The sequence below is a fragment of the Novosphingobium sp. FG90 genome, from assembly GCF_057808725.1.
In genome coordinates this window covers 56057-64783 of sequence record NZ_JBMDIO010000028.1, presented here as the reverse complement: position 1 = coordinate 64783, position 8727 = coordinate 56057, and the positions used below count along the sequence as shown (strand labels likewise).

Sequence of the window (8727 nt, the reverse complement as noted above, 5' to 3'; positions counted from 1 at the left end):
CAATCCAGGGCGGTTTGCGTTGCCTTGGATTGCTTCGCTGCGCTCGCAATGACGAAAGGGGCGCTTCAGCCCAGCGGCGCGATCGGCTGCCCCGCGACGACAGTGTCGAACTGCAGCGACGCCAGCCGTGCATAAAGACCGCCCTGCCCGCTCAGGCTTTCATGCGTGCCCTGCTCGACGATACGGCCGCCGTCCATGACGACGATGCGGTCCGCCTTGCGCACGGTGGCGAGGCGATGGGCGATGACCAGCGTGGTGCGCTGCGCCATCAGCGTCTCGACCGCGTCCTGCACCAGCCGCTCGCTCTCGGCGTCGAGCGCGCTGGTGGCTTCGTCGAGCAGCAGGATCGGCGCGTCGCGCAGCAGCGCGCGGGCGATGGCGATGCGCTGGCGCTGGCCGCCCGAAAGGCGTGCGCCGTCTTCGCCGAGGAACGTGTCGAGGCCCTGCGGTAGCGCGCGCAGGAAGCCTTCGGCATTGGCGGCGCGGGCGGCCTGCCAGATCGCCTCGTCGTCGGCGTGCCAGTTGCCGTAGCGCAAGTTGTCACGCGCGGAAGCGGCGAACAGCACGCCTTCCTGCGGGACGAGGGCGATGCGCGCGCGAATCTCGGCCGGGTCGGCGGAGGCGAGCGGCACGCCGTCGATCTTGATGGCGCCGCCCTGCGGGTCGTAGAACCGCTCGGCCAACTGGAACAGCGTCGACTTGCCCGCGCCCGACGGGCCGACGATGGCGACGGTTTCGCCCGGCTCGATGGTCAGATTGAAGTCGTGCAGCGCCGGAAGTTCGGGCCGCGAGGGATAGCGGAAGGTCACGCGCTCGAACGCCAGCTTGCCGCGCGCCGGGCTCGGCAGCACCAGAGCGCGTGCCGGAGGGGCGATGGTGGGATGCTCGCTCAGCAGTTCGGCAAGGCGGCTGGCCGCACCCGCACCGCGCACGAGATCGCCGTAGACCTCGGTGAGCGAGCCGAACGCGCCCGCGACGATGCCCGCCGTCACCACGAAGGCGGCGATTGTGCCGCCGGTGATGGAGCCCTCGGCCACGCCGATCGCGCCGCGCCACATGATCATGGTGATCGAACCGAAAATCAGGAACATGATCACTGCGGTCATGATCGCGCGGATCATGATGCGGTGACGGCCGGTGTCGAACGTGCGCTCCACGGCGGCGGCGAAGCGGCCCTGCTCGCGGCCTTCCTGGTTGAACGCCTGCACGACCTTCAATGCGCCCAGCACTTCGGCAGTCAGCGCGCCGATGTCTGCCACGCGGTCCTGGCTGGATCGCGAGACGGCGCGCAGCTTGCGACCGAAAGCGGCGATCGGCAGGATCACCACCGGAATGGCGATGACCAGCCAGGCCGTCAGCCCCGGCTCCAGCGCGAAGAGATAGATCACCCCGCCCAGCGCCATGATCGCATTGCGCAGCGCGACCGAGACGGTGGTGCCCACGATCTGCTCGATGATCGCGGTATCGGCGGTCATGCGCGAGGAGATTTCCTTGGGGCTGTTCTCCTCGAAGAAGCTCGGCGCCAGGGTCAGCAGGTGGCGCTGCACGCGCAGGCGAATGTCGCCGACGACGCGCTCGCCCAGCCACGAGACCGAGTAGAACCGGATCGCGGTGGCGATCGCGAGGACCACGACCACGCCCATCAGCATCAGGAACCACGAGCGGATCGCGCTGGGGTCCGCGCCTTGCGCGAAGCCCTTGTCGATGATCTGCCGGAAGCCATAGGGGATCGCCAGCGTCGAGGTCGCCGTAGTGATTAGCGCCGCGCCTGCCGTGGCCATGCGGCCCGGATACTTGAGCATCTCGCGCCAGACCATGCGCAGCGGGCCGAGACTGCGGCGGGGCCGCTTCGGCTCTTCGATCATGGTCTCTTGCCCCGGGGCATTGCCTTGCGTCCCATCCATGGCGCCGCGCCTTACAGCCTAGCGAAGCGGAGGAAAAGGCTTCCTTGTAGCCATGGACATACTGCCCGATTCGCGGCGAAACGTGTCTCTCTTGCGAAGATCACCTGCCTGAAATCGGAATTGCCGCGTTGCAACGATAACCTCTAGTTCCCTAATTGGAGGGTAAGAACCCCGTACAACGGCTGGTTCGGCCCCGAAATCGGCCCCGAACCAGCTAGGAGAATCGACTTGCTCTACAATGCCTACGAGTTGCAGCGCGCCATGATGAGCAGCGCTGCCGCATGGGCGTCGGTCGGCGCCGAACTGCTGACCAACCCCTCGCTTCCATTCGGTTATTCGGGTCTCGGCCCGGTAATGGCCTCGGCGCTGGACGTCTTCGCGCACGCCGCTTCGCCGCGCGGGAAACCCGCTTTCGACATCGAAACCGTGACCGTCGGCGGCAAGGTCCAGCCGGTCACCGAATCGATCGTGCTGCACAAGCCTTTCGGCAACCTGCTGCGATTCGAGCATCCCGGACTCGGCAAGGACGCGCCCAAGCTGCTGATCGTCGCGCCGATGAGCGGCCATTACGCCACTCTCCTGCGCGGCACCGTCGCACGGATGGTGGAAAGCGCCGAAGTCTACATCACCGACTGGGCCGATGCGAAGCTGGTGCCGATGAGCGCCGGTCGCTTCGACCTCGACGACTACATCGACTACGTGATCTCCTTTCTCGAGCACATCGGCCCGGGCACCCACGTCCTCGCGGTGTGTCAGCCCTCGGTTCCGGCCTACGCCGCCGCCGCGATCATGGGCGCGAAGGAGCACCCCTGCCGCCCCGCCACCCTCACCATGATGGGCGGCCCGATCGACACGCGCGAGGCGCCCACCAGCGTCAACGACGTGGCGATGCAGCAGCCGCTCTCGTGGTTCCAGCAGAACGTCATCGCCACCGTTCCCGCGACCTATCCGGGCGGCGGCCGCCGCGTCTATCCGGGCTTCCTGCAGCTTGCCGGCTTCATGGCGATGAACCTCGGCAGCCACATGATGAGCCACTACGGCATGTTCAAGCACATGGTCGCGGGCGACGGCGACAGCGCCGATGCCACCAAGGCGTTCTACGATGAATATCGCGCGGTATGCGACATGACCGCCGAATTCTACCTGCAGACGATCGAGCACGTGTTCCAGAATCACTCGCTTCCCAAGGGCGAGTTCGTGCATCGCGGCGAGCGGATCGACCTGTCCGGAATCCGCGACACGGCATTGCTGGCGATCGAGGGCGAACGGGACGACATCTCCGGCATCGGCCAGACCCGCGCCGCGCTGCACCTTGCCAGCCACCTGCCCGAGAAGCGCAAGAAGTACTACCTCGCCGCCGAGGTGGGCCACTACGGCATCTTCAACGGCAGCAAGTGGCGCACGCGAATCGCCCCGGTGCTGGAGGACTGGATCGCCCAGCACCAGCGCAAGCCGCTCAAGGTGGTTGCCTGATGTTTGTTTGAGAAATGCCCGCTGGGCATTTCTGGGCGGCACCGGCCCACGCTCCACCCGACCACCCATCAAATATACTTCCGTGGTCGGGTGGGGGCGTGGGCCGGTGCCGTAAGATTCGCCTGCGGCGAATCTTCAAACCTAAGTCGCGGCCCCGCCAAACGTTTTTTGCGGCGGAACGCTCCCGCCCAGCGCCGATCGCGCGACGAGATGGTGGATCACCGGGACCGATTGTGGTATTACCGCCACTATGGATCGCGCACATAGTCGAAGGAAAATACTGAAGGGCGGGCTTGTCGCCGGCATCGGTCTGGCTTTGCCCGCGCGGGCTTTCGCCTCCGAAGGTGTCCTTCCCGATTCGACCGCGCCCGGAGAAGCCGTCGCGCCGCTCGCCGGTTCCTTTCCCAACAGTCTGACCTCGGTTCCGGCATCGCCTACCGGGCTGTCGCTTTACGAACGCCGCGTGCTCGACGTCGCCTCGAAGCAGGCCGCGCGCGTGCGCAATCACATCTGGCGCGCGGACGTGGTCGGCATCGTCGACTTCGACCAGCCCTCCTGGAAGCAGCGCCTTCACTTCGCCAATCTCGAAAACGGCTCGGTGCGCTCGTTCCTCGTGGCCCACGGGCGCGGGTCCGACCCGGCGCACAGCGGCTGGCTGCAGAGCTTTTCCAACACCCCCGGTTCGGAGGCGACCTCGCGCGGGGCCTACCTCACCGCCGAGTGGTATAAGGGCAAGTACGGCACCTCGATCCGCCTCGTCGGGCTCGACAACGACAACTCGATGGCGCTCCCCCGCGCGATCGTGATGCACCCCGCGTGGTACGTGGCGCAGAACATGATCGACAAGTGGGGCAAGCTCGGCCGCAGCGAGGGCTGCTTCGCGATGAGCGACGCCAATTTCAACGAGGCACTGTGGCACCTCTCGGGCGGTCGCCTGCTGTTCGCCGATCGCATCGGCGAAGGGTGATTGTTTGATCCACTGACGTGGATGCGGCATCGGCCTCAACGCAGCGTTGCAGCCGGCTCACAGCGTCTGCGGTTAGACACGCCTTCATCGCAATGATACGCATAGTATCATGGATACCAGCCTGACCGGCCTCAAGCGCGAGGCTCCCACCGATGCACGACAGGTCCGATCGCGCCAGGCGCTGACTTCGGCGCTGCTGGCCTTGCTTGAGCAGAAACCTTTCGACCAGCTGACGATCCGCGAAATCAGCGCGCGCGCTGGCACCGGATATGCCACGTTCTTCCGGCATTACCCGACCAAGGAAGCGCTGCTGGCCGACGTTGCCGCGCACGAGATCGAGGACTTGCTCAGCCGAACGATCCCCATCCTCTACGCCGCCAACAGCTATGAATCGACGCTGGAAGTCTGCCGTCACGTCCATGAGCACGCGATGCTGTGGTCGGCGCTGCTGACCGGCGGCGCGGCGGGCATCGTGCGCGAAGAGTTCATCCGTCAGGCGCTCGGCCTCGCCGAAGCCTCGCATTCGCGCCATCCCTGGCTGCCCTCGGACCTCGGCACGATCCACGGCACCGGCGCGACCATCGACATCCTTGCGTGGTGGCTCGCCCAGGGCGGCGAAGCCCCCGCCTCCACCCGCAGTCCGGAGGAGGTGGCCACGATCCTGCACCGTCTGGTCATCGCCCCGCTGGTCGGCGACACGGTAGTCGGCGCCACGGGGGAGCGCCAGGCAGCGCGCGCGTGACGACATTGATACAAGACCCGGTCCTCGGCGGCATGATCGAGGACGCGGACTGGCCCGAATTCGGCTGGATCGACGACGTGCGCCCCGCCCTGCACGCCACTCTTGCAGCGGGCCGTCCGGCGGCGCTGGCGACACTCTACAAGGTCGCGGGCAGCGCCCCGCGCGGTCCCGGTGCGCAGATGCTGTTCGCGTCAGGATCCGACGGCCAGATCGCGGCGAGCGGCTATTTCTCCGGCGACTGCATCGAGGGTGACGTCGCCAGCCACGCCGCGCAGGTGCTCGCCGACGGGGTGCCGAAGCGCCTGCATTACGGCATGGGCAGTCCGTGGATCGACTTGCGCCTGCGCTGCGGCGGTGCGTTGCATGTGCTGCTGGAGCGGATCGCGCCCGGCTCCCCCGTCGCCGCCGAACTGCTCGGCCACGCCGCCGAGCGCCGCACCTGCATCTGGCAGAGCGACGGGGAGACGCAGCAGGTGCAGGAGGGCGACGGCCCGCTGCTCGTGCTTCGAGAAGACCCGTTCCGTATCGCCCGCCGCTACGATCCGCCGCGCCGCCTGATCGTTTCCGGGGGTGACCCCGGCGCGCTCGCCGCCGCGAAACTGGGCGCGATGGCGCAGTTCGAGACCATTCTCCTGCGCCCCGGCGGCCCGCACGCGCCGCCCCCCTTCCCGGTCTCGCGCTACTTGCGCGAGGAGCCTGCGGAGGCGCTCGCCCACCTCAAGGTCGATCGCTGGACCGCCTACCTCGGCGCCACGCACGAGGATCACCACGACCTTGGCGGCTGCCTTGCCGCGCTGCGCGGCGGGGCGGGCTACGTCGGCATGATCGGCGCGAAATCGCGCGCCGCCCAGCGCCTCGGCGCACTGGAGGCGGCAGGCGCGAGCGCCGGGGAACTGGCGCGGCTGCAGCTTTCGCCGGGCGTCCCCGGCCTCGGCAAGTCGCCCTGGGAAGTCGCCACCGGCATCATCGCCGAAATCATGCAGGCGCTGAACCCGGCGCGGGAGCGGGCTTGAACGCCGTTGCAGTAGTGCTTGCGGCAGGGCGCTCCACGCGCTTCGGCAGCGACAAGCTGAGCGCCTTGCTCGATGGCCAACCGCTGCTCCATCACGCGATCCGCATCGCCCGCGCCGCGCCGGTCGATCGCGTGATCGTGGTCGCGCGGCCCGGGCTCGATACCGGCGAATGGCCCGGCACGCCTGCGGTGGAGACGGTGCGGCTGGAAAGCGGCGCCTTGTCCGAAACGCTGAAGACGGGGGTCGCGGCGGCCGGAGAGGCGGAAGCCGCCTTCGTGTTCCTCGGCGACATGCCGCGCATTCCTGCCGAGGTCGCACCGATGCTCGCAGCCGCGATCGGCGATGGCTATGCCGCGATGCCTTGCCACGAGGGCAAGCCGGGTCATCCCGTCCTGCTCTCCGCCGCCGCCTTCCCCGCCATCGCCGCGCTCTCCGGAGACGAGGGCGCGGGACGCCTGCTGCGCAGCCGCGACGATGTGGTGATGGTCGAGGTGTCCTCGCCCGCAATCCACTTCGACGTGGACCGGCCGGGCGACCTCGCAGGCGCCTAGGCCCGCCCCGTCTCGTTCGAAAGCAGCGCGGGATCGATCCCTTCCGCCCGCCATGTCGCCGACCAGCGCCCTTCCGGCGGCGTCGCGAACAGGACTTCGCGGTGACCCTCGGCCGCGTACCAGCCGTGGTGGCGCATCTCGCCCTCCAACTGGCCCGCGCCCCATCCGGCATAGCCCAGCGCCATGATCCACTGCGATGGCCCCTGCCCCGCCGCGATCGCGCGCAGTACGTCCATCGATGCGGACAGCCCGCAAAGCGGCGCGACTTCTATGGTATCGCTGCCGCCCCAGTCGGCCGAGTGCAGGATGAACCCACGCCCCGGTTCGACCGGGCCGCCGTGCATGATCTCGCGGTTGGGCGAGACGCCGGGGTCGAGGCCCAGCTCCTCCAGCACGTCATGGAAACGCACGCCTTCGCGCACGTGGCCGATGCCGACGCCCAGCGCGCCATTCTCGTCATGCACGCACATCACGTTGACCGAGCGCTCGAAGCGCGGGTCGAACATGCCGGGCATCGCCAGCAGGATGCGGCCTGCAAGATACTGTTCCGTCGTCACCCGCCCACTCTATGCCGCCTCACGCCGACCACAAGCCCCCTATCCGAGAGAGCGCTTTCCCTGTGCGACCAGGCGGCCTATGTCCCCGGCACAAAGGAGAACCCAGCCCAGTGACCCTGCTTTTCGACCTTCCCGTCGCCCCCGCCGTGCCCGTCGTCGGCGAAGAGGCCGCCTATCCGGTGCGCCGCATCTTCTGCGTCGGACGCAATTACGCCGCGCACGCGCTGGAACTGGGCAACGCGGTCGACCGCGAGGCACCGATCTGGTTCAACAAGGCCCCCGCAGCTCTGTGCCTCGACGGCGGCGCGATCCCCTATCCGCCGGGCACCGAAAACTGCCATTACGAGATGGAACTGGTCGTCGCCATCGGCGCGCCCGCGTTCCGCGTCGCGCCCGAGGCAGCGATGGAGGTGGTCTACGGCTATGCCTGCGGCCTCGACATGACCCGGCGCGACCTGCAGAACGCCTCAAAGGCCAAGGGCTACCCGTGGGACACCGGCAAGGACTTCGAGAACGGCGCGGTGATCGCACCGATTACGCCCGCGGCCGCCTTCACGCCCGAAGGCCAGCGCATTGCATTGTCGCAGGGCGGCGCGGTGAAGCAGGACGGCGTGCTCTCGGACATGATCTGGTCGATCCCCGAGCTGATCGCCGACCTCTCGCGCCTCTACCATCTGGCGCCCGGCGACCTGATCTACACCGGCACCCCGGCGGGCGTGGGGCCGGTCGCGGTGGGCGACGTGCTGGAAGGCACGATCGACGGCCTGACCCCGCTGCGACTGGAAATCGGCGCAGCTGAGTGAATGCGTCCCCGGTCGTCCAGCGGCCGGGGAACCTTCAAATCAATCCTCGTCCTTCCAGCCCCACCACATGAAGCAGGGCGGTACGTTGATCGGCTCAATCGCGTCGTCGATGCGCTTGAAGTGCGGGGCCATGTAGCTGCGCGCCTTGGGGCGGAACTGGTAGACCAGGAACGCGCCGCCCTTACGGATCACGCGGTAGGTGGCCGAGGCGATGGCGGGCGCCACGCCCTTGGGCAGGGTCGAGAACGGCAGGCCCGAGAGGACGTAGTCGGCCTTTTCATGCCCGTGCGCGCGCACGATCTCCTCGACGTCCGCCGCCGAGCCGTTGACCGCGACGAAGCGGCTGTCGGTGATGGTGCGGCGCAGGTAGTCGATGAACATCGGGTTGGTGTCGATGACGATCAGCATGCCGTCGCGCGGCAGGCGGTCGAGCACCGGCTGGCAGAAGGTGCCGACGCCGGGGCCGTACTCGACGAACAGCCTGGTGTTCGCCCAGTCCACCTTCGACAGCATGCGGTTGATGGTGAAACGCGAGGACGGGACGATCGAGCCGACCATCACCGGGTTGCGGATGAAGCCTTCGAGGAACACGCCCCAAGGCCCCATGCCCTGCTTGATCTTGCGCCTGATCCGTTGGGCCAAAGGCTGTCGGGCAAGCTCGGTGCTGGTCATGCTGAGGAAGGCTCTCGCAATATTGTCATGTCACGGATGTGCAAT

Annotated in this window: 9 protein-coding genes; 6 read left to right on the top strand and 3 right to left on the bottom strand. The window is 67.8% G+C overall.

Translation table 11 applies throughout. The features are described 5' to 3' along the window. Positions 1 to 65 precede the first annotated feature (65 nt). Positions 66 to 1865, bottom strand: a complete 1800-nt coding sequence (locus ACODRZ_RS20175; RefSeq protein ID WP_488970312.1) for an ABC transporter transmembrane domain-containing protein — start codon at positions 1863 to 1865, stop codon at positions 66 to 68. Between the two features lie 267 nt (positions 1866 to 2132). Between ACODRZ_RS20175 and ACODRZ_RS20170 the strand changes: the two genes are divergently transcribed. From ACODRZ_RS20170 to ACODRZ_RS20150, 5 genes are all read left to right on the top strand, one after another. Further along, a complete protein-coding gene (locus ACODRZ_RS20170) occupies positions 2133 to 3377 on the top strand; it encodes a polyhydroxyalkanoate depolymerase (protein WP_488970313.1) in 1245 nt (414 codons plus the stop codon). A 250-nt stretch (positions 3378 to 3627) separates the two neighbouring features. Continuing rightward, positions 3628 to 4344, top strand: a complete 717-nt coding sequence (locus ACODRZ_RS20165; RefSeq protein ID WP_488970314.1) for a murein L,D-transpeptidase catalytic domain-containing protein — start codon at positions 3628 to 3630, stop codon at positions 4342 to 4344. 109 nt (positions 4345 to 4453) lie between these two features. Next, positions 4454 to 5086 (top strand): TetR/AcrR family transcriptional regulator, encoded by a 633-nt coding sequence (locus ACODRZ_RS20160; RefSeq protein WP_488970315.1) that lies wholly within the window; start codon positions 4454 to 4456, stop codon positions 5084 to 5086. Further along, the gene (locus ACODRZ_RS20155) at positions 5083 to 6099 is read left to right on the top strand and encodes an XdhC family protein (RefSeq protein ID WP_488970316.1); all 1017 of its coding nucleotides are present in this window, start codon (positions 5083 to 5085) and stop codon (positions 6097 to 6099) included. Before ACODRZ_RS20160 ends, ACODRZ_RS20155 begins: the two co-directional genes overlap by 4 nt. Continuing rightward, positions 6096 to 6650: a nucleotidyltransferase family protein gene (locus ACODRZ_RS20150; RefSeq protein WP_488970317.1), complete on the top strand. Its 555-nt coding sequence runs from the start codon at positions 6096 to 6098 to the stop codon at positions 6648 to 6650. Before ACODRZ_RS20155 ends, ACODRZ_RS20150 begins: the two co-directional genes overlap by 4 nt. Here the strand turns inward: ACODRZ_RS20150 and ACODRZ_RS20145 are convergent. Further along, positions 6647 to 7165: a YqgE/AlgH family protein gene (locus ACODRZ_RS20145; protein WP_488970385.1), complete on the bottom strand. Its 519-nt coding sequence runs from the start codon at positions 7163 to 7165 to the stop codon at positions 6647 to 6649. The genes ACODRZ_RS20150 and ACODRZ_RS20145 overlap by 4 nt on opposite strands. Positions 7166 to 7317: 152 nt before the next feature. On the opposite strand from ACODRZ_RS20145, the gene ACODRZ_RS20140 reads away from it, so the two are divergent. Then, positions 7318 to 8010, top strand: coding sequence for a fumarylacetoacetate hydrolase family protein (locus ACODRZ_RS20140; RefSeq protein ID WP_488970318.1), 693 nt, complete (start codon positions 7318 to 7320; stop codon positions 8008 to 8010). 39 nt (positions 8011 to 8049) lie between these two features. Here the strand turns inward: ACODRZ_RS20140 and ACODRZ_RS20135 are convergent, their stop codons facing one another. Beyond that, complete coding sequence (locus tag ACODRZ_RS20135) at positions 8050 to 8682, bottom strand: class I SAM-dependent methyltransferase (protein WP_488970319.1); 633 nt, start codon at positions 8680 to 8682, stop codon at positions 8050 to 8052. Positions 8683 to 8727 lie beyond the last annotated feature (45 nt).

Bases quoted from the DNA above. Each gene is read 5' to 3' on its own strand.
- ACODRZ_RS20175 (WP_488970312.1), bottom strand. From the start codon at position 1,865: ATGATCGAAGAGCCGAAGCGGCCCCGCCGCAGTCTCGGCCCGCTGCGC.
- ACODRZ_RS20165 (WP_488970314.1), top strand. From the start codon at position 3,628: ATGGATCGCGCACATAGTCGAAGGAAAATACTGAAGGGCGGGCTTGTC.
- ACODRZ_RS20160 (WP_488970315.1), top strand. From the start codon at position 4,454: ATGGATACCAGCCTGACCGGCCTCAAGCGCGAGGCTCCCACCGATGCA.
- ACODRZ_RS20145 (WP_488970385.1), bottom strand. From the start codon at position 7,165: ATGCCCGGCATGTTCGACCCGCGCTTCGAGCGCTCGGTCAACGTGATG.
- ACODRZ_RS20135 (WP_488970319.1), bottom strand. From the start codon at position 8,682: ATGACCAGCACCGAGCTTGCCCGACAGCCTTTGGCCCAACGGATCAGG.